This window comes from Streptomyces sp. GMY02 (genome assembly GCF_019056675.1).
GTDB classification, from domain to species: domain Bacteria; phylum Actinomycetota; class Actinomycetes; order Streptomycetales; family Streptomycetaceae; genus Streptomyces; species Streptomyces odonnellii.
In genome coordinates, this window is sequence record NZ_CP077658.1 from 1,163,010 (window position 1) to 1,181,825 (window position 18,816).

An 18,816-nucleotide genomic window follows, 5' to 3' on the forward strand; every position below is an offset into this window, starting at 1 on the left:
CCGCGGTCCACGCGGTCCACGCGAGAACAAGAAAGGCAAGACGATGAGGTCTTCCGGATCTCCGAGAGCGGGCCGGCGCCGCGCGGTGCTGCGTACCGCCGCGGCCGCGCTCTCCCTGGCCACGGCGGCGCTGCTGGCCGGCTGTGCCAGTGCCGACACCACCACCGACTCACCTTCCGCCGGTCAGGGGTTCAAGCCGGCCGCGCAGAAGGAGGGTTCGCCGATCACGGTGTGGGCGGACTCGACGCGGCTGCCGTCGGTGCAGGCGTACCAGAAGTCGCACCCGGACGTGAAGATGGAGATCGTCACGTACGACGGCGGTGCGGACGGCTCGACGTATCTCCAGTCGAAGACGCAGCTCTTCGACCGGACCGGGAGCGGCTGGCCGGATGTGGTGTTCGGCTCGCCCACCGACATGACGTGGGCGTCGGAGCCGACCAAGCCGGGTGCGCAGGCGTTCGCGGCGCCGCTGGACGACAAGCTCGTACCGAAGAGCACCCTGGACGGCTTCGCCAAGGGCTCCCTCGCGCCGTGCCAGTTCAACGGGCACACCTACTGCATGCGCAATGACATCGCGCAGGTGGTGCTCTGGTACAACAAGTCCCTGATGGACAAGTGGGGTTACGAGGTCCCCGCCACCTGGGAGCAGTACGAGGCGCTGGGCAAGCGCGTCGCGAAGGAGCACCCGGGTTATCTGGTGGGCTCGGTCGGTGACACCAACTCGCACGAGTCGTACTTCTGGGCGGGCCAGTGCCCGGCGTTCAGCCTGGTGAAGCCGGACACACTGCGCAGTGATCTGCAGGACGAGAAGTGTGTCCGGACGGCGAAGCTGCTGGACAATCTGATCTCGGCGAAGGCTGTGACCACGAAGGGGTTCTTCAGCCAGGGCTTCGCCAAGGACAGCGGCTCCAAGGTGCTGATGGCGTACGGGCCGTCGTGGTACGGGCAGTATCTGTTCAAGACGGCGTTCAAGGCCCCGGCCAAGCAGATCGCGGTGGCGCCCCCGCTGGCCTGGGAGGGCGAGACCGCCCGGACGACCGGGAATGTGGGCGGCGGTGTGTGGATGGTGTCCTCGCACAGCACCAACCTCAAGGCCTCCACGGATCTGGTGACCTGGCTGACCACCTCCGACGAGAACCAGGCGTCCGCGCCCACCTACCCCGCGTACACCAAGGCCGCTGAGGCGTGGCTGGCGAACCCGGTCAACAGCGACTACTTCGCCAACGATGTGACCAAGCCGTTCCAGGAGGCCGCGGACGAGGTGTGGACCGGCTGGTCGAACACCAAGTTCTCGGACGCCACCGCCTGGTCGAGTGTGGTCCTGCCCGCCCTGACCTCGGGCAAGAGCCTGGTCTCGACCCTGCCCGCCTGGCAGGAGGAGATCAGTAACCAGGCGAAGGCCGAGGGATACCAGGTGGTCAACGAATGACCCTGCTGGAGACCGAGCGCATAGCCGTCTCCGCCCTCCGCCGCGGCACCGTGCCGCGGCGGAGGGGCCGCGGCCGTGCGGGCTACTTCTTCGTCGCAGGTTACGCCCTGCTGCTGCTCGCGTTCGGTGTGTTCCCCACCGGCTACTCGTTCTATCTGGCGCTCACCAACGACCGGGGGCAGTTCACCGGGTTCAACCAGTTCGTGAAGGTCGCCCAGGACTACCGTTTCGTCCCCGCCTTCACCCACATGCTGATCTACCTCGTCATGTGGCTGGCCGTGCTCGTCGTCCTGGTCGTGCTGGTGGCGGTGGTGCTGCGCAGCCGGGTACGGCCGGGGACGTCGGCCCTGTTCCGGTTCCTGTACTACATTCCGGGCGCGCTCGCCGGGGTGGCCAGTGTGCTGGTGTGGCTGTTCATGCTGGACCCGGACGTCAGCCCGGTGTCATGGCTCCTCAACAGCATGGGCATGCACAGCTTCGCGGCCGTCCTCGCACCGGGCAATCTGCCGCTCATCCTGATGCTGATCGCGTTCTGGACCGGCGCCGGCGGCTGGATGGTGGTCATGTACGGGGCGCTCAACAACATCCCCGACGAGGTACTGGAAGCCGCGCGGATGGACGGCGCGGGGCCCTGGCGTACCGCCTGGCACATCCAGATCCCTATGATCCGGCAGTGGATCGTCTATATGACGATCATGGCCTTCGCGACCGGCACCCAGCTCTTCGTGGAGCCCCAGTTGCTCCAGACCGCGAGCCTCGGCCGGGTCAGCCCCTCCTGGTCGCCCAACCAACTCGCGTACGTCTACGCCTTCCAGCAGGGCGACTTCAACGGCGCCGCCGCCATCTCGGTCTTCCTGCTGGCGCTGGGGCTGATCGCCGCCGGTCTGCTCGTCGCCCGATCGAACCTGTTCACGTTGGACGAGAAATGACACAGACCGCTCTTCCCCTGTCCACCACGGGCAGCGCCACCGGCCGGCGCGTCCGGCCGTCCCGGCTGGTCTCCTTCCTGATCGTGGGCCTGCTGCTCGCCGTCCTGCTGGTGTTCTTCGTGCTCCCGGTCATCTGGCTGCTCCTCGCGCCGTCGAAGACCGCCGGCCAGGTGGTGCACGACAACCCGCTGTCCTTCGGCTCGTTCCAGCAGATCGGCACCGCCTGGAGCCATCTGTTCGGCTTCCAGGACGGCGCGATGACCACCTGGCTGACCAACTCCGCCATCTACTCCGGCGGTTCACTGATCCTCACGCTGGCGGTCAGTGTGCCGGCCGGGTACGCGCTGGCGCTGACCAAGTTCCGGGGCCGCAAGACACTGCTCACCATCACCCTGGTCACCATGATCATGCCGCAGGCCACCCTCGTCCTGCCGATCTTCCTGGAGCTGAACCGCTTCCATCTCATCGGCACCGTCTGGTCGGTGATCCTGCCCTTCTCCTTCTACCCGTTCGGCGTGTACCTGGTCTACATCTACTTCGGCAGCAGCCTGCCCAGGGACCTGCTGTCCGCCGCGCGGATCGACGGCTGCACCGAGTGGCAGCTCTTCTCCCGCATCGCACTGCCGCTGGCGAAGCCGGTGGTGGGGCTCGTGGCGTTCTTCAGCTTCGTCGGCAACTGGAACAACTTCTTCCTGCCGTATCTCGTACTGCCGAACAGCGACCAGTTCCCGGTCCAGGTCGGACTGAACCAACTCCTCACCTCCACACCCTCGTTCAACCCGGTGGCCGGCGCGGGTCTCAACATCACCATTCCCGAACTGTCCCTGGCGATCCTCGTCGCGATCCTGCCCGTACTGGTGCTGTTCCTGTTCTCGCAGCGCACCCTGGTGTCGGGAATGCTGGCCGGAGCGACCAAGGAATAGCCGGGCGTTCAAAGACCGTTGGGGCAGAGTCCCTGCCCACTGACCTGGGAGCAGCATTGGAAACCGAGTCCGGCTCCGTCACCTGGCCCCCGCCCGAGCTGGCCGTGGTGCCGGCCCATCTTCCGCCGACCGCTCCGGCCACCGGCGCCGACGGTGTGCGCCGGTACGACGGGCTGAGCTATGCCACCAACTCCGGCTACCGGCCGCGTCTGCTCGACCTGTCCGTGCCGGCGGCGGAGGAGCCCGTACCCGTGGTGGTGTGGATCCATGGCGGCGCCTGGCTGGAGGGCGACCGGCGCTATCTGCCGCCGACCGTCAGCACGGATCTGCTGTTCGGCTCGCTGGTACGGGCCGGGCTGGCGGTCGCCACCATCGACTACCGGCACGCCCGCGAGGCCCCGTTCCCGGCCCAGCTCCATGATGTGAAGGCGGCCATCCGCTATCTGCGCCACTACGCGGGGCAGCTCGGGATCGACGGCGCGCGGCTCGGCGTATGGGGCGAGTCGGCGGGCGGGCACCTGGCTGCGCTGGCGGGCCTGACGGGCACGGACGACCCCGCGCTCGAAGGTACGGAGGGAGTCCCGGAGGGCGATACGGCGGTCACGGCGGTGGTGGACTGGTACGGCGTCGCCGACCTGGACACACCGCTGCGGGACAGCCCCGACGACCCCGTCATCGCGTTCCTGTCCGGCTCTCCGGCGGACCACCCCGAACTGGCGCGGGCGGCCAGCCCCACCACCTACGCGACCCGCTCCCCGGCCCCGCCCTTCCTGCTCATCCACGGCACCCACGACACGGTGGTCCCGTACAGCCACAGCAGCCGCCTGACCACCTTGCTCCAGGAGGCAGGCAACACAGCGGAACTGATCCCGGTCCCCGACGCGGAACACATCTTCCTGAACGCGGACCCGACACCCTTGGTCGCCAAGAGCGTTGCCTTCCTGACGGAACACTTGACGGACCGCGGCGCGTAGCCGACCCCGCCAGGACACCCAGCGGCCCGGCCGGCACGCACCGTACGGCCGGGCCTACCCCGTACCTCAGGCGCGCGCCCACTCGATCTTCACCTCGCGGCCCTGTGCACGGCCCGCCTCGGCGGAGGGTTTGCGGGTGGCGGGGTCCAGGGGGTTGGGGCCCATGGCCGCGCGCGACGCCTCGTCCGGGGCGACGACCGCGACCTCGGCGCCGGCCGCGCGGAGTTCCTCGACGGCCTGGGCCAGCGGCTTTTCCGTGGGGAGCAGTGCGGCGTCGCCCATCGGTACGACCACCAGCACCCGCGACGCGCCGACCGCGTAGTCGGCGTTCTCGCCGGAGCGGACGCCGCCGTCGACGTACCGGCGTCCGTCGATCGTCACGGGCGGCCACACGCCCGGTACGGCACAGCTCGCCGCGACGGCGTCGACCAGGCCCACGCCCGACGCGTTGTCGAACACCCGCGGCTCCCCGCTCTCGGCGTCCACCACGACGATCCGCACCGTACGGGCGGGCCACTCGGACGACGGCAGCCGCGACGCGATCACTTCCCGCCGCTCCGCCTCCGGAGCCGTATCGGCGGCGAGCGCGAACCTGCCCACCGCGCGTCGCATCTCCGCCACGGTCCCCGCGTCCCGCACCGCGGCGGCGATCTCCGTACCGAAGGTCTCGATGTCCAGATCGACCATGATCTCGGCGGACTGCTGTTCCGGCTGGACCTGCCGCGCGTACAGCGACTCCAGATCCGGTTCGTCCCCCAACTGCGCCGCGACAACCGATCCGGCCGAGGTCCCCACGATCACATCGGCACCCGTGACGTCCTGCCCCGCGTCTGCCAGCCCCGCCAGCAAGCCGGTGATCCAGCCGACCCCGGCAACGCCTCCGCCACCCAATACCAACGCCTCGCCCATGCGTCCCGCACTCCTCAAGTCAGCGACAACTCGGCGACGTACTCGTACGCGTACGAGTACACGCACTCGTTTGCAGCCTAGTCCGCGCCCACGGACCCATCTGTGGGGCGAGCAGGGCTATTCCTTGTCGCTGCTCTTGGACGGGTCGACGGACTTCGGCGGGGCGACGGACTTCGACGGGTCCGCGGCCTTCGGCGGGGCGGCGGCCGGTTTCTCCCGCGCCGACGTGCCGGACGCGCCCGCCGTACGACCGGAAGCGGTCAAGCTGCCCAGTATCGACAGCAGTTCGGCGTTCCGGCTGCCGGGCTCCGCGTTGAAGACCACCAGGATCAGCCCGTCCGTGCCGCCGATGGCGAGCTTGTTGGACTGGAGATCCATGTCACCGACCTGTGGGTGGGACAGCCGGCTGGTACGGCCCCTCTTCGGCTGTACGTCATGGCGGCCCCACAGGTGCCGGAACCGTTCGCTCCGGACGGACAGCTCCCCCACCAGTGCCACCAGCCGGGGATTGTCGACATCGGGCCCGACGAGGGTGCGCAGGCTCGCGACTCCCTCTGCCGTCGCCTCCTCCCAGTCCCGGCGCAGGGCGCGCTCCGCGGGATCGAGGAAGACGGCCCGCAGGAGATTCACTCCGGGGGCATAGTTCGGGGACAGGGCCGCCGCCAGTGTGTTCACCGCGAGTATGTCCAGGAACGTGTTCTGGACGTACGCGGGATTGTCCGGCCAGCCGTCCATGAGCTGGCGGATGCTGACCGGCACCCGCTCGGGTTTCGGTGCCGTACGGTGCCGGGACACCGGCTGCGCCAGCCGGCGCAGATGGGCGGCCGCCTCCGCGTCGAGCCGCAGCACACGCGCCAGCGAATCGAGGACCTCCAGCGAGGGCCGCTGATCACGGCCCTGCTCAAGCCTGAGGTAGTAGTCGGCGCTGATACCGGCCAGCATCGCCACCTCCTCGCGCCGTAGTCCCGGCACCCGGCGCAGTCCGCCGCCAGGCAGTCCTACGTCCTCCGGCCGGACCAGGCCGCGCCGGGCACGCAGATACTCACCGATCCGGTTGTCGCCACTGTCCATGACCGCAACGGTAGCGACCGGAAATGTCCGGTGCCTGGCCCTGTTGGTCCCAGGAACACATCCCTCGGGAACCCCGGGAAGTCCCCCGGGAACGCCACGCCGCCGGTCGCCTACCGTGTGCCGTCTACCGTGCACCGATCGTGTCGAGTTCGGCGATCGCTTCGGCCGGCAGTACCAGATCCGCCGCGGCCACGTTCTCCCGCAGATGAGCGACGGACGAGGTCCCCGGGATCACCACACTGGTCGAGGACCGCTGGAGCAGCCAGGCGAGGGCGACCTGTTGTGATGACACTCCGAGGCGCGTCGCGACACCCGTGAGTGTGCCGGACTGGAGCGGTGTGAAACCACCGAGCGGGAAGAACGACGCGAAGGCGATGTTCTCCCGCGCACACCGCTCGACCAAGGCGTCGTCCTGCCGGTTGGCGAGGTTGTAGAGGTTCTGCACGGTCACCACGGGCGCGATGCCCTGCGCCTCGATGAGCTGTGCGCCGGACACTCCGCTGAGGCCGAGATGCCTGATCAGCCCCTCCTTCCGCAGCTCCGCCAGAACGCCGAACTCCGCTGCCAGTGACGCGTCGTCCGTACCCTCGTGCGAGCCCATACGGAGGTTCACCACGTCGAGGGCGTCCACACCGAGATGCCGGAGGTTCTCGTGGACCTGCGCCCTCAGATCCGCCGGATCGAGCGAGGGCTGCCAGCTTCCGTCCTTCCCGCGGCGCGCGCCCACCTTCGTGACGATGCGGAGGCCGGACGGATACGGATGGAGGGCCTCCTTGATGAGTTCATTGACGACGACCGGCCCGTAGAAGTCGGCGGTGTCGATGTGGGTGACGCCCAGCTCGACGGCCGTACGCAGCACCGCCACGGCCTCGTCGCGGTCCTTCGGCGGTCCGAAGACATTGGGCCCGGCGAGCTGCATCGCGCCGTATCCCATCCGGGTGATGGTGAGGCCGTCCGCGAGGGTGAGCGTCCCGCCGGAAATGCTGGTGGCCATGGCCGTACCTTTCCTGCCTGTCAAACGTGTCTGTCGCTCCACCCTGCGCCAGGTCCGGCCGTTGTGGCAGTACCCCGCTGTTCCAGGGAGTGTCAGGGACAGGCAGAGCTGGCAGGACAGGCACCGAGCGGTAGCGAAGAATTCATGGAACGGTTACAGATCGGCTGTTACGGTGAATGTCCTGAGGGGGGTTGATATGACAAACAGTGGGGCATATTCACGCCGGAAAGGTACCCGGCGGAGAACCATCGAGGGCGTCGCCATATTGGCCGCTTTGTTCGGTCTGCTCATCGTGGCCCGTATGGTGCTCACGCCCTGGGACTTTCCCCTGCCCGGCAAGCCGCAGTTGACCGGCTACTGGCAGGGCGAGGTGTCCTATACGGCAGAAGACAAAAGGCGCGTGGTGCTTCATCTCGTCCGGGATGAAAACTGCTCCATGGCCTGCGATGTGACCGGCCAGATCAAAGTATGCGCGGCCGGGAAGAATACGAGTGGCCGCTTCGCCGGAGATATACACAACTGGAGCGGCAGCCGCTTCACACTGGATCTCTACCTTCCGCGGCGTGATGGCGATATCAATATGCGGACGCTCAACGGCACATGGGAGGGCGACCTGGTCGGAATGAATGCCAAGATCGCGGTCATCGACGCCGATGGCTCCTGGAGTTCGAACCACCAGATACCCGATCCGCCGACGTTCGAGATGCGCCGAGCCGACGAGGGGGTTTTCCAGGCCGCGTGCTGAGGACCGGGCCCCTATCGCCGGGCCGAGTACCGGTGGACGTCGGACGCGGCAGCAGAGCGGGGGCCGCCACGGGAGGCCAGGAGAAGGGCTACGTCGTCCTCCTGGCCTTGCCGGTCCTCGATGGCGGCCACGATGTGCTCCGCCAGTTGATCGAGGTCGCCGGGTCCGCTGTCGAGGAGTATCTCTATCTGGCGCTCACCCGCGGCCATGTCGGTGTCATGGAATTCCAGCAGCCCGTCCGTGCACAGCAGAAGCGTTTCCCCCGGGCCGAGGTGGAGGTAATGGACGGGGTACGGAACGTCGCCGGGATCGGGCAGACCCGTGGTCAGGCCGAGCGGAAGCCCGAGCGGCGGCCCGCCCTCCACGGTCAGCGCGGCACTTCCGTCGACGGTCCGGATGTGCGGGCTGGGATGTCCGGCGCGCACGATCTCCGCCTGGCCGGTGGCGGGGCCGAGACTGACGTAGACGCAGGTGGCGAGGCGGTCGGTGTTCAGTTCGCGCAGAAAGGTCGAGGCCCGGGACATCAGCGCCGCCGGCGGGTGTCCCTCGCTCGCGTAGGCGCGCAGCGCCGTCCGTAGCTGTCCCATGACGGCCGCGGCCTGGATGTCGTGCCCCTGCACATCACCCACGACAAGGCCGACGCGCCCCTCGGGCAGCGGCATCACGTCGTACCAGTCCCCGCCTATCTGATGACCGGCGCGCGCGGGCCGGTACCGCGCGGCGACGCACATGCCCGGTACCGGCTCGATCTTCGCCGGAAGCATGGCCTGCTGGAGGCCCACCGCCATCGCGTGCTCCTCGTCGTAGAGCCGCGCCCGCTGGAGCGACTGGGCGACGGTGGCGGAGAGGGCGATCAGCAGATTGCGTTCCTCGGGCGAGAAACTGCGCTTCTCCTCGTAAAGAATCGCGAGTACGCCGGTGAGCCGGGCCTGCGCCATGAGTGGCAGAACGGCGGACACGGTGAAACCGGTCCCCTTTATGTACGGCCACAGCATCGAATAATTGAGCCGTATGTTCTCCCGCGTGATGAACAGTGGACTGGATGTCTGGAAAACCTCGGCGATCGGCCGGTCGTCGTCGAGTCTGCCGTACTCCATATCACGTACATATTCAAAGGGCATGCCGGCGGAGGCGAGTCGATGCAATCTGTTCTGCTCAAGAACGGTCAGCGATATGCCCACGGCACCCACCGGGCCCAGAATTTGGTTGCTGGTCAGGGCGGCCAGTACGTCTTCGACACTGAGCGCCTGGGAGAGCGCGCTCGTGGTCGCCTCGACGACGCCTGCCTGACGCCGCCGGTCGGACTCCAGAATGGACTGCTTCTCCGCGTACTGGAGTTCGGCGCGGACGACCCCGACCGCCCGTACGGCGTTTCCGGCTTCGTCGCGCAGCAAGGCCGCTTGTGAGTGGGCCCAGCGGATGGTTCCGTCCGACTGGCGGACACGGAAGTAATTGCCGCAGCCTGTCGAGTCCCGGGGATTAGCGAGAATGTCGGCGGCCCGCGCTCTGATACCGGTCAGCTCTTCGGGCATGATCCGCTCATAGAGCGTTGATATCCGCCCGTCGAATTCATCGGGCCTCAGGTCGAATATCGCGAGTGCGCTCGGGTCGAGCATGACTCGCGCGGAGGGCAGATCCCACACGAACCCGCCGATGCCGTTCAGTTCCATCGCTCTGGACAGCTCTGCCCGCAGTTCGTCTCCGAGCGGATCGGATGACGCACCGCGAGGCATCGGATGGTTACTTTGTGTCATACGGCCTCCTGATGCTCAAGTGTAATCCGGGGCAGACAAATGCCCGGCGGGCGGTGTTTCCGCTGGTCGGCGGGGTGGGCGGCCGGAGGCACGCCAACGGGCCGGGCAGGCGTGAATGCCCGGCCCGGCCCGTGGCAGGACGGGGAGTGAACCGACTGGAGCCGAGACTCTGGGCCCTTTTCCGGCCCGGACAGGACCTAGCCGATGGCGAGCGCCTTGACGCCCGAGAGCAGTGCGATGGGGTCGTAGTTGCCGTCGCCCGGGCCGCACGACGGGCTCGTCTCGGCGGTGTTGGAGACCTTCGTCCCGGTCATGAACCGCCCGTCACGGCTCGGCACCACCGTGGTGAAGTGGTTGACGGCCGAAGTGGAGAAGTACACACACTGATGCAGGTTCACATAACGCCCCGCCGTCAGATCCAGCGCCTTGACGCCCGACAGCAGCGGGATGTTCGTGTAACCGGCGCCTCCCGGACCGCACGAAGGCGTCGTGTCCGCGGTGTTGGAGACCCGCGACCCGGCCGCGAAGCGCCGGTCGCTTCCCGGCACCACCGTTGTGTAGTGATCGGCGAGGGCACTGGAGTAGTACACACACTGGTGCAGATTCAGATAGCGCCCGGCGCTCAGATCGAGCGCCTTGACGCCGGACCGTTCGGGGACGACCCGGTAGTTGCCGTCTCCCGCACCGCAAGTCGGTTTTGTCTCCGCGGTGTTGGACACCTTGGTCCCGGCCGCGAACCGCCCGTCACGGCTCGGCACCACCGTGGTGAAGAAGTTGGTGGCGGTGGTCGAGTAGTACGCGCACTGGTGGAGATTCAGATAACCGCGGGCCGGTTGCCGAGGTCCGTCGGCCTGGGCCGGGCCCGGTACGAGCATCAGCGCGGCGGCACCGACAGCGGCGGCGAGCCACCCCCTGGCAGATCCCTTACGGCGCACGATCGTCCCCTTTCTCCGCTGGCTCCCTCCCACGAGGAGCAGAGCCAGCAGAGCACGGTCCCGCGCTGGTCAGCCATGAGTTGTGCGCGTGGTTCACCCCAAGGTGTGGGCCCGTACGCCAGTGCCTGGCACAACACACCGAAGCCCGCCACCGGCGGGATCCGTCGGCTTTATCGGCCCTGCCCCCAGCCGCCCCAGCCGCCCCGACCACTCCAGTCGCCCTTGCCGCCCCGGCCGCCCCCGTCCCCCCGGTCCGCCTGGTGTCGTTTCGCGGCGATCAGCCAGGACACCGTACGGCCGATGTCGGACGAGGAGATGATGCCGAGGACGCGCTGGTCGTCCAGTACCAGGACCCGGTTGTCCGCGCCGGCGCTCATCCGGGGCAGCAGGTCCGCCAGCGGATCGTCCGGTGCCGCGGTGGTGACCTCCGCGAGGGGCAGCATCACGTCCCCCACGGTCAGGGACTCGCGTTTGTCCTCCGGGGTGTGCCGGGCTCGGTCCAGGGTGATCAGTCCCGCCGCGTCGCCCATCTCGCCGGTCACCGGGAACGCCGAGTACCGGTAGCGGTACCGGGGGTCGGCGAGGAACCCCGCTACGGTCAGCCCGGCCGGCGCGGTGACGGGATCCGGTGTCATCGCATGCCGTACCGGAACACCGGCGAGCACGCTCCGCATCTGCGCCTCCCGGCCCTCGGCCGTGGCGGCCGCGATCAGGAACCAGCCGATCAGGGCGAGCCAGAGCCCGTCGAAGGTACGGGTCGCGATGAACAGGACGAATCCCGCCGCCACCAGCAGCCAGCCGAAGACCCGCCCGGCCGCGGTGGCCCCGGCCGTCGCCCGCAGCCGGTCGCCCGTACGCCACCACAGCAGGGCCCGCAGCAGCCGCCCGCCGTCGAGCGGGGCGGCGGGGATGGCGTTGAACACGGCGAGCAGCACATTGATGGCCGCCAGCCAGGCCGCCGCCTCCACGATCAGCCGGGGCACGTCCCCGAGCAGGAACAGCCAGGTCAACAGGGTGAACAGCCCGCCCAGGATCAGGCTCACCAGCGGGCCGACACCGGCGATCCGGAGTTCGGCGCCGGGATCCTTTGCCTCGGACCTGAGACGGGCCACACCGCCGAGGAGCCAGAGGACGATGTCATCGACCTGGACCCCGTTGCGGCGGGCGACAACGGCATGGGCGAGTTCATGGGCGAGCAGCGAGGCGAAGAACAGCAGGGAGGTGACCAGCCCCGCGACCCAGTACAGCCCCACGGCGTGGCCGGGGTAGACCAGCGGGAAACGCCCCTGCGCCAGGCCCACCAGGATGAGTACGAAGATGACCAGGACGCTCCAGTGGACCCCGATCCGGACCCCGGCGATCCGTCCCAGCGAGAATGTCGCCCGCACCGCCTTCTCCCTCCCGGTTCCGGCCGGGCCGTACGCACGGCCCCGGCATCCGGAAGCTGTCCCCGGAGCGCCGGCCGGCACTGTCGCATCCGGTCAGCACTGTCCCAACCAGTCAACGACGCCGGACTTCGAGCCGCCACTCCAGCGGCCGGTGGGGGTTCGCGGGCGCCCGGCGCCGCGCCCCGGCGCTCAGCGGCACACTCAGCGGCGCGGATGGTGGGTCGTGATGTGCGGCATGTGGGAGTGCTGGGCGGGGATGCGTTCGATGACCAGGAGCACCGCGTCGTCGGCGGGGTGCCTGCCGATATGGGTGAGCAGATCGCGGTGGATGTGGCGCAGCAGTGTCTCGGGGCTCGACGGCGGGAACGCGGCGACCCGCTCGGCCAGCGGGTAGAAGGCTCCGGCCGGTGAGCGGGCCTCGACGACGCCGTCGGTGTAGAGCAGGAGGGTGTCGCCGGTTTCGAGACTGAACGGTTCGGTACGGTGACCGGGCCCGGGCGGCTCGCACACCCCGAGCGGCGGCGCGGGACTCGGTGAGTGCAGGACCGTGACATCGCGGCCGTGCACCAGGAGCGGCGGTGGATGGCCGCAGTTGACCATCTGGGCCTCCGGGCCCTGGTCGGGTATGTCGAGGACGAGCGCGGTGGTGAAGTGCTCGCCGGCGTCCTCGTCGGTCTCGGCGGTCTCCGCCAGGCTGCGGTTGACGCTGCCTTCGAGGGCAGCGGCGAGTTCGAGCAGGGTGGCGCAGCGGTGGGCGCCCTCCCGGAACGCGCCCAGCACCACGGACGCCTCGCCGATGGATGCCAGCCCCTTGCCCCGTACATCCCCGATCACCACCCGCGTACCCGCCTGGGAGGCGCGGGCGACCGCGAACAGATCGCCCCCGATCCGGGTCTCGTCCTCGGCGGCCAGATACAGCCAGGCCACCCGCAGCGGTCCGATCCGCCGGGGCGGAGGCCGCAGCAGTACGCGCTGTGCGGCGTCGGCGACCGACCGTACGCGAATCAACTCGCGGTCGCGCCGTGCCCGTACCAGCGAGAAGAAGACCACCAGAGTGGAGAGCACGGTCAGCGCGGAGATCTGTGCCAGGTGATTGGTCGTGGTGAGCCCGCCGTGGAAGATGGCGATGAACACCTGCGCCGCCACCGTCAGCGCCCCGATCAGTGCGGTCAGCCACGGCCCGGCGAACGAGGCGGCGAGGGCGGGCGCGATGACCAGGAACGGGCCGAGGTGGACATCGGTCGGCGAGTGGATGTCCACCGCGGTGATCACCACGATCAGCACGAGCGGGATGGCCACCAGCCCGCGCCCCGATGGCTCCACAAGGCGGTCCGCCCACCAGCGCCCGGCATGCATAATTCCCCTTTCTACCATCTTCTAAGCGATACGTATGTTTTCCGGGCAAAAAGAATGTGAAGGGGCGCCTTCCGGCCAGGTTTGTTGCGCGTTGAACGAGTGATGGCGGTGTTCCGTACCCAGAAGTGGCCGGGCCCCCGACCGAGCCGGGCCGGGCCGGACTTGTCCGTACACGAATGGAGAACTCGCCGTGACTTCTGCCGCCTCCTGGCGCACCCGGACCGCAGCCGTACTCCTGATCGCGCTGACCGCCACGGGCTTGGCGACGGCATCCGCCTCGGCGGCCGCCGCCCCCGTCGTCACCTGCCCGTCGTCCTCCTGCACCGCCCTGCTGACCGGCCTCGGCGAGACCGTGGACGCCGCGTACGACACGGACGACAACGCCTATCTGACGTACCAGAACGGCGACTTGCGCAAGGTGAACCTGGTGACGGGCGCGCGCTCCACCGTCGCCCGGGGTCTGGGCAATCTGCGCGGCATCGCTCTCGACGGCACCGGCAGCGCGTACGTCGGGGACTTCGACGGCAATCTGCGCAAGGTCGATCTCGCCACCGGACAGCACCGCCTCCTCGCCTCCGGACTCGGCGCGCTGCACGGCATCGTCCACAGCGGCACCACCACGTACGCGACCGGTGGCAGCGGCAAGCTGTACGAGCTGAAGGAGGGCGGTACGGTACGTGTCGTCGCGTCCGGCCTCGGACTCTCCCAGGGCATCGCGCTGGACGGACGCGGCAGGGCGTACACCGCCGACATGTTCACGGGCCGGATCCTGCAGACGGATCTCGCCACCGGCACGACGAGAACCCTCGCCACCGAGTTCTACGAGCCCACGTCCATCTCCGTGGCGGCGGACAACCATGTCTACTTCGCTGTCGGCAACGAGGTCACGCGGCTCGATCCGGACACGGGCGTGGGCACAGCCGTCGCCAGCATCCGCGGCCTCAACTTCCTTGCCTTCAAGCTCGACCGGAACGGCAACGCCTACACCACCCAGGTGACCGGGACGGGCTCGCTCTGGAAGATCACGAACCTGGTCCCGCGGTCCTGACCCCCGCTGCCGCGGGCCGGCTGTCCGGGCACCGCCCATGAGGCGCGCACCTCATGGGCGGTGCCCGGCAACCGCGCTTCCGCATGCTGGAAAGCACTCGGCATGGTGCGCTCAGCGCGGTGGGCGGGACAGCTTGTCCTGGAGACGGCGGGCGTCCTCCGCGCGGTGTTGTGCGTGGTAGAGCGTGACCGCCCGCTGCCAGTTGTGACGGGCCTCGTCGGGCTGGGCCAGGGCGAGATGGACGTCACCGAGGCTGGCGAGGGTGTTGGCCTCCTCGTAAAGATTGCCGAGGTCGTGGAAGAGGGCACGCGCGCGGCGGTAGTACGCGAGTGCCTCGTCGTGCCGGGCCGCCGCGTGGGCGATGAAGCCCAGGCTGTCCAGGGTGCAGGCCTCCCCGTCCCGGAAACCGTGGCGCCCCTGGATCTCCAGGCCCTCCTCACAGTGGGCCAGGGCCTGTTCGTACTCGCCGAGGCGCGCCTCGTACCAGCCGACCGCGTTGAGCGCGTTCGCCGTCGCCACCGGGTCGTGGCCCAGGCGCTGGAGCCGCAGGGTGTGCCGGACATGGGCCAGGGCCTGCCGGTCGTCGCCCTGTCTGGCCCATGACCAGGCGACGACGTCATGGATCCGCGCCTGTTCGGCGAGGTCACCGGCCTCCTCGGCGGCGGCGAGGGCCGACTCTCCGTGGCGGAGCGCGTCGTCGTGGTGGCCGAGCCGGGCCCAGGCGTGGGCCAGCCGGCGGTGTGCCCAGGCTCGGGCACCGCCCTCCCCGTGGCGTTCGGCGGCTGCGAGTCCCGTACGCCACAGGGCCACCAGGTCGTCGAGCCGTCCCTGCCGCCAGAGGAAACCGTCCAGCACCCGGGCGAACTGCCACACCAGGACGTCCCACCCGTTGCGCTCGGCCAGCCGCTGTGCGGCGACCAGACAGGTGTGCTCGGCGCGGAACCACGCCAGGACCGCGCCCTGGTCGGTCATCGGCTGCGGAATCACACCGTCCACGGGCGGTTCGAGTTCCATGTGGTGGTGCCGGAGCGGGCTGAGGACCCGGTCACCGGCGTAGGCGGTGTGCAGGTAGAAGTCCATGACACGCCGCAGCGCCCGCGCCCGGGACTCCTCCCGCTGGTCCAGGGCGGCGCGCTCGGCTGCGTACAGACGGATCAGGTCGTGCATGCGGTACCGGCCGGGTACGGGCTGCTGCACCAGATGGACCGTCTCCAGCTCCCGCAGGGCGGCCCGGGCCGCGGTCACAGGACGGCCGAGCAGGCTTCCGGCGGCGGGCAGACCGATCTCCGGGCCCGGCGCCGCGGCTCCGAGAAGGCGGAAGACCTCCGCGGCGCCGTCGCCGAGTGCGCGGTACGACACACGGCAGACCGCCCGTACGTTCGCCGACAGATCCCCCGCGTCCAGCGCGTCCAGCCGCGCCGACTCGTCGTGGAGTTCCTCGGCGAGCGCGGCCAGCGGGAAACCGGTCCCGGCGGCGGCGCGGGCTCCCACAACGCTGAGGGCCAGGGGCAGTCCCGTGCAGTGTTCCAGTACGGCGGTGACGGCCTCGGGTTCGGCGGCCAGCCGGTCCTCGCCCAGGTGCCGGCCCAGCAGTTCCCGGGACTCGGACACGGAGAGCATGTCCAGCGGCAGAAGGTGGGCCCCGTGGGTGACGGCCAGCCCGGTCAGCCTGCGCCGGCTGGTGACCAGGACCGCGCAGCCGGCGGTGCCCGGCAGCAGCGCGGCCACCTGCGCGGCGTCCACGGCGTTGTCGAGGACGATCAGCATGCGCCGGTCGGCGACCAGGCTGCGATAGAGCCCGGCCAGCGCCTCCTGGTCCACCGGTATCGAGCCGGGGGCCACACCGAGCGCGTCGAGAAACACACGGATCGCGGTGGCGGACGCGAGCGGGTCTGCTGAGGGGTCGAACCCGCGGAGGTCGACATGGAGCTGCCCGTCCGGGAAGCGGTCGGTGTTCTGGTGTGCCCAGTGCACGGCCAGCGAGGTCTTGCCGATGCCACCGCTCCCGCTGACGGCGCACACCGGCACCGCGTCGCCGGGCCGTCCTGTCGGTCTCAGGACCTTGTCGAGTTCGGCGAGTTCACGCTGTCGCCCGGTGAACCACCGTGAGGCGGCGGGCAGTTGGCGTGGAACGGTGCGGTCCGACGAGGACGGGAGACCCGCGGCGGGCACGGAGGCGGGGGCCGATGCGGCGGGGGCCGTCGTCACGGCGGCGGGGGCCACTGTGGCGGGGGCCGTCGTACCTGTCACGGCGAGTGCCGTCGTGGGCGCCATACCGGGCGCCGCGATGTCCGGGTCGTTGACGAGGACCCGTTGATGCAGCCTCCGCAACTCGTCGCTCGGGTCGCTCCCCAACTCCTTGGCGAGCGCGCGCCGTACCTGCTCGAAACAACGCAGGGCGTCCGCCGCCCGCCCGCTCCGGTAGAGCGCCAGCATCAACTGGGCGGCCAGCCGCTCGTCCAGCGGATGCGTGTCGTGGCAGGCGGCGAGTTCGGGCAGCAGCAGTCCATGGTGCCCGCGGCGCAACTGGACGTCGTTGCGATCCAGCCAGCAGGCGTGCCTCTCCGCGAGCAGCGACTCCCGCAGCGAGTTGAACCAGGGTGTGTCCACCCCGGCGAACGGCTCGCCGCGCCACAGCCCGAGCGCCCTCTCGAACAGGGCCGCCGCGCGGGGATCGTCCGTTGCTCCGGCCTGTCCCGCCAGATCCCTGAAGAGGTGTACGTCCACCGTCACCGTGCCCGGGTCGGCGAGCAGGACGTACCCGGCGGGCCGCCGCGCGATGGACGGGCCGGTTTCCGCGGACGCCTCGTCCATGACCGTGTCCAGCGCCTGCCGCAGCCGGGACACATAGCTGTAGAGCGTCGGCTTCGCGCGCTGCGGCGGGCGGAGACCCCAGACCCGGTCGACCAGCACCTCCACCGGCACCGTGCGGTTGATGTCCACCACCAGTGCCGCGAACACGCTGCGCTGCCGGGCCGGGCCCAGGTCCACGGCCGCGCCTTCGCTCCGTGCCTGTATCTCCCCGAGCACACCGAACCCGATCGTCACGGCTCCCCCACCCCTCGCCGGTCGTGCCGCCCAAGTCTCGCCATGCGCCGTTCACCTGCCAATTGAAGAACCGGACAAGGTTCTTCCGTTCTTCGCTATTCTGCGCGGGTGCTGGACGCAGGGGCGTGGCTGAGAACGGGCTTACGGTCGGAGCGGTGGACCCGTGGGAGGGACGCCGTGCTCGCCGGGGCGCTGGTCGCGTTCTCCTTCGTACCCGGGGCCGCCCACCAGGGCGTCGACCTGGCCGAGTTGCCGGACCGCCCACTGGACGCGGTGGGCGTGCTCCTGCTGCTGGTGCAGAGCGTGCCGCTGGTGGTACGGCGGCGATGGCCCGCGGTCTGTCTGGCGGTGGTGTGCGGCGGCTTCGTGGCGTTCCAACTCCTCCGCTACCCCACGGCCTTCGGCTCACTCGGTGTGCTCGTGGCCCTGTACGCCGCGGGCGCCCACCTCGTAAGGGGCCGGACCGCCGTCGCGGCGGCGGCGACCGGCGCGTACGGAGCCTTCGCGCTCGCTCTGCACCACGCCGGATCGCCGGAACGGTTCGAGGAGTTCGTGACCTTCTGGCTGGTTCTCGCGGTGTGCTGGGCCGTGGGCGCCCAGGTAAGTACGCGGGCCGCGCGAGAGGCCGAGCGGCGACGACAGGCGGAAGAAGCGGTCGTCGCGGCCGAACGTGCCCGGATCGCACGCGAGTTGCACGATGTGGTCACCCACCATGTGACGGCGATGGTGGTGCAGGCCGACGCGGCGCGGTATCTGACCGGGCAGGACGACAAGGTCGCGGCCGGCCTGTCGGCCATCAGCGATACGGGTCGGCTCGCGCTCGGCGATCTGCGCTATCTGCTGGGAGCGCTGGACGGCACCGACGACATGGAACACTCCCAACGGGGGCCGGCGGTCGGCGAACTGCCCGAGCTGGTGGCGCGGTCGCGGGCGGCGGGACATCCGGTGGAGCTGGTCGAGCAGGGCGAGCCGCGGCCGATGACGAGCGCGGCGGAGACGGCCGCCTACCGGGTCGTCCAGGAGTCCCTGACCAACGCGCTCAAGCACGCGGCGGGCGAGCGCACGGTCGTTCATGTCCGCCACGGCGAGGCATGGATGGACCTGGAGATCACCACGGACGGCGGCGCCCACTCCGGCCCGGCGCCCAAGCCTCGCCGGCCCGGACCGGGGCGCGGCGGCGGACGCGGGCTGGTCGGGCTGCGCGAGCGGGTCGGTGTGGTCGGCGGTGAACTGCGTGCCGGAGCCCGCCCCGGCGGCGGCTTCACCGTACTGGCCAGAATTCCACGGGGAACATCGTGAAGTGGGCCGTGACC

General features: G+C 69.7%; 15 protein-coding genes. 7 read left to right on the forward strand and 8 right to left on the reverse strand.

Annotated features, from left to right (window positions below; all coding sequences use genetic code 11):
* The first annotated feature begins 43 nt into the window (after positions 1-43).
* From KQY30_RS04825 to KQY30_RS04840, 4 genes are read left to right on the forward strand one after another with little or no spacing between them, the layout of a single operon-like run.
* On the forward strand, positions 44-1,429 hold the full coding sequence (locus KQY30_RS04825; protein WP_217305712.1) for an ABC transporter substrate-binding protein: 1,386 nt from the start codon (positions 44-46) through the stop codon (positions 1,427-1,429).
* The gene (locus KQY30_RS04830; RefSeq protein ID WP_217305713.1) at positions 1,426-2,358 is read left to right on the forward strand and encodes a carbohydrate ABC transporter permease; all 933 of its coding nucleotides are present in this window, start codon (positions 1,426-1,428) and stop codon (positions 2,356-2,358) included. The genes KQY30_RS04825 and KQY30_RS04830 overlap by 4 nt, the downstream gene beginning before the upstream one ends.
* A complete protein-coding gene (locus KQY30_RS04835) occupies positions 2,355-3,281 on the forward strand; it encodes a carbohydrate ABC transporter permease (protein WP_217305714.1) in 927 nt (308 codons plus the stop codon). The genes KQY30_RS04830 and KQY30_RS04835 overlap by 4 nt, the downstream gene beginning before the upstream one ends.
* A gap of 56 nt (positions 3,282-3,337) precedes the next feature.
* The gene (locus KQY30_RS04840) at positions 3,338-4,255 is read left to right on the forward strand and encodes an alpha/beta hydrolase (protein ID WP_217305715.1); all 918 of its coding nucleotides are present in this window, start codon (positions 3,338-3,340) and stop codon (positions 4,253-4,255) included.
* A gap of 66 nt (positions 4,256-4,321) precedes the next feature.
* On the opposite strand, the gene KQY30_RS04845 is transcribed toward KQY30_RS04840, so the two are convergent.
* The 3 genes from KQY30_RS04845 to KQY30_RS04855 form a co-directional block, all read right to left on the reverse strand.
* A complete protein-coding gene (locus KQY30_RS04845) occupies positions 4,322-5,164 on the reverse strand; it encodes a patatin-like phospholipase family protein (protein WP_217305716.1) in 843 nt (280 codons plus the stop codon).
* 117 nt (positions 5,165-5,281) lie between these two features.
* Positions 5,282-6,235 (reverse strand): helix-turn-helix domain-containing protein, encoded by a 954-nt coding sequence (locus tag KQY30_RS04850; protein ID WP_217305717.1) that lies wholly within the window; start codon positions 6,233-6,235, stop codon positions 5,282-5,284.
* Between the two features lie 124 nt (positions 6,236-6,359).
* Positions 6,360-7,229, reverse strand: coding sequence for an oxidoreductase (locus KQY30_RS04855; protein WP_217305718.1), 870 nt, complete (start codon positions 7,227-7,229; stop codon positions 6,360-6,362).
* 301 nt (positions 7,230-7,530) lie between these two features.
* Here KQY30_RS04855 and KQY30_RS04860 point away from each other — a divergent pair, with 301 nt between their 5' ends.
* Positions 7,531-7,974 (forward strand): hypothetical protein, encoded by a 444-nt coding sequence (locus tag KQY30_RS04860; protein ID WP_217305719.1) that lies wholly within the window; start codon positions 7,531-7,533, stop codon positions 7,972-7,974.
* Between the two features lie 11 nt (positions 7,975-7,985).
* Here KQY30_RS04860 and KQY30_RS04865 read toward each other — a convergent pair whose 3' ends face one another.
* The 4 genes from KQY30_RS04865 to KQY30_RS04880 all read right to left on the reverse strand — a co-directional run bounded on the left by KQY30_RS04865 (position 7,986) and on the right by KQY30_RS04880 (position 13,350).
* A complete protein-coding gene (locus KQY30_RS04865) occupies positions 7,986-9,728 on the reverse strand; it encodes a SpoIIE family protein phosphatase (protein ID WP_217305720.1) in 1,743 nt (580 codons plus the stop codon).
* 197 nt (positions 9,729-9,925) lie between these two features.
* Positions 9,926-10,663 carry a hypothetical protein gene (locus tag KQY30_RS04870; protein ID WP_217305721.1) on the reverse strand — a complete coding sequence of 246 codons (738 nt, stop codon included), beginning with the start codon at positions 10,661-10,663 and terminating at the stop codon, positions 9,926-9,928.
* A 170-nt stretch (positions 10,664-10,833) separates the two neighbouring features.
* Positions 10,834-12,051 carry a site-2 protease family protein gene (locus KQY30_RS04875; protein WP_217305722.1) on the reverse strand — a complete coding sequence of 406 codons (1,218 nt, stop codon included), beginning with the start codon at positions 12,049-12,051 and terminating at the stop codon, positions 10,834-10,836.
* A gap of 201 nt (positions 12,052-12,252) precedes the next feature.
* Complete coding sequence (locus KQY30_RS04880; protein ID WP_254406945.1) at positions 12,253-13,350, reverse strand: PP2C family protein-serine/threonine phosphatase; 1,098 nt, start codon at positions 13,348-13,350, stop codon at positions 12,253-12,255.
* Positions 13,351-13,597: 247 nt separating this feature from the next.
* Between KQY30_RS04880 and KQY30_RS04885 the strand changes: the two genes are divergently transcribed.
* Positions 13,598-14,455: a hypothetical protein gene (locus tag KQY30_RS04885; RefSeq protein WP_217305724.1), complete on the forward strand. Its 858-nt coding sequence runs from the start codon at positions 13,598-13,600 to the stop codon at positions 14,453-14,455.
* A gap of 111 nt (positions 14,456-14,566) precedes the next feature.
* Here KQY30_RS04885 and KQY30_RS04890 read toward each other — a convergent pair whose 3' ends face one another.
* On the reverse strand, positions 14,567-17,503 hold the full coding sequence (locus KQY30_RS04890) for a BTAD domain-containing putative transcriptional regulator (protein ID WP_217305725.1): 2,937 nt from the start codon (positions 17,501-17,503) through the stop codon (positions 14,567-14,569).
* A gap of 108 nt (positions 17,504-17,611) precedes the next feature.
* Here KQY30_RS04890 and KQY30_RS04895 point away from each other — a divergent pair, with 108 nt between their 5' ends.
* Positions 17,612-18,802: a sensor histidine kinase gene (locus KQY30_RS04895; RefSeq protein WP_217305726.1), complete on the forward strand. Its 1,191-nt coding sequence runs from the start codon at positions 17,612-17,614 to the stop codon at positions 18,800-18,802.
* Positions 18,803-18,816 lie beyond the last annotated feature (14 nt).